The sequence below is a fragment of the Cryobacterium sp. TMT1-62 genome (assembly GCF_004403145.1).
GTDB lineage: Bacteria > Actinomycetota > Actinomycetes > Actinomycetales > Microbacteriaceae > Cryobacterium > Cryobacterium sandaracinum.
Map to the genome: position 1 here is coordinate 1 of NZ_SOGZ01000019.1, position 1,811 is coordinate 1,811.

General features: G+C 54.7%; 1 rRNA gene. It reads right to left on the reverse strand.

Going from position 1 to position 1,811, the window contains the following annotated elements:
* Nucleotides 1-113 precede the first annotated feature (113 nt).
* A 16S ribosomal RNA gene (locus E3T34_RS04420) occupies nt 114-1,635 on the reverse strand.
* Nucleotides 1,636-1,811: the final 176 nt, after the last annotated feature.

The window sequence follows — 1,811 nt, forward strand, 5'->3', positions numbered from 1 at the left end:
CTTGCATCAATGTCAATGTTCCACCCATGAGCGCCACCGGGAAACATGTGCTCCCGAAATGGCTTGGCACCGTGATCTCCCTGTATACAGAGGAGAGGTGCTGTGCTCCTTAGAAAGGAGGTGATCCAGCCGCACCTTCCGGTACGGCTACCTTGTTACGACTTAGTCCTAATCACCGATCCCACCTTCGACAGCTCCTCCCCTTGCGGGTTAGGCCACTGGCTTCGGGTGTTACCGACTTTCATGACTTGACGGGCGGTGTGTACAAGGCCCGGGAACGTATTCACCGCAGCGTTGCTGATCTGCGATTACTAGCGACTCCGACTTCATGAGGTCGAGTTGCAGACCTCAATCCGAACTGAGACCGGCTTTTTGGGATTCGCTCCACCTTGCGGTATTGCAGCCCTTTGTACCGGCCATTGTAGCATGCGTGAAGCCCAAGACATAAGGGGCATGATGATTTGACGTCATCCCCACCTTCCTCCGAGTTGACCCCGGCAGTATCCCATGAGTTCCCACCATTACGTGCTGGCAACATAGGACGAGGGTTGCGCTCGTTGCGGGACTTAACCCAACATCTCACGACACGAGCTGACGACAACCATGCACCACCTGTATAGAGACCTTGCGGGGCGACTGTTTCCAACCGTTTCCTCTATATGTCAAGCCTTGGTAAGGTTCTTCGCGTTGCATCGAATTAATCCGCATGCTCCGCCGCTTGTGCGGGCCCCCGTCAATTCCTTTGAGTTTTAGCCTTGCGGCCGTACTCCCCAGGCGGGGAACTTAATGCGTTAGCTGCGACACGGAGACCGTGGAATGGTCCCCACATCTAGTTCCCAACGTTTACGGCATGGACTACCAGGGTATCTAATCCTGTTCGCTCCCCATGCTTTCGCTCCTCAGCGTCAGTTACGGCCCAGAGATCTGCCTTCGCCATTGGTGTTCCTCCTGATATCTGCGCATTCCACCGCTACACCAGGAATTCCAATCTCCCCTACCGCACTCTAGTCTGCCCGTACCCACTGCAGGCCCGAGGTTGAGCCTCGGGTTTTCACAGCAGACGCGACAAACCGCCTACGAGCTCTTTACGCCCAATAATTCCGGACAACGCTTGCACCCTACGTATTACCGCGGCTGCTGGCACGTAGTTAGCCGGTGCTTTTTCTGCAGGTACCGTCACTTTTACGCTTCTTCCCTACTAAAAGAGGTTTACAACCCGAAGGCCGTCGTCCCTCACGCGGCGTTGCTGCATCAGGCTTTCGCCCATTGTGCAATATTCCCCACTGCTGCCTCCCGTAGGAGTCTGGGCCGTGTCTCAGTCCCAGTGTGGCCGGTCACCCTCTCAGGCCGGCTACCCGTCGTCGCCTTGGTGAGCCATTACCTCACCAACTAGCTGATAGGCCGCGAGCTCATCCTTGACCAAAATTCTTTCCACCCCAGAAGATGCCTTCCAAGGTCGTATCCGGTATTAGACGTCGTTTCCAACGCTTATCCCAGAGTCAAGGGCAGATTGCTCACGTGTTACTCACCCGTTCGCCACTGATCAGAGAAGCAAGCTCCTCATCACCGTTCGACTTGCATGTGTTAAGCACGCCGCCAGCGTTCGTCCTGAGCCAGGATCAAACTCTCCGTAAATGTTTGACTGCACGACCACCGAAGTGACCGGCACATCTAGTGCAGAAAGCCACCGGAATAGGCGAACAATCTGCAAGTTTGAAACTGACAGAACAAATCATTACTGACTTGCTTTGTTGTTTAAATGTTTTCCAAAGGAATCTCTTCCGCGGTACCCCCTAGAAAGGAGCCCTACG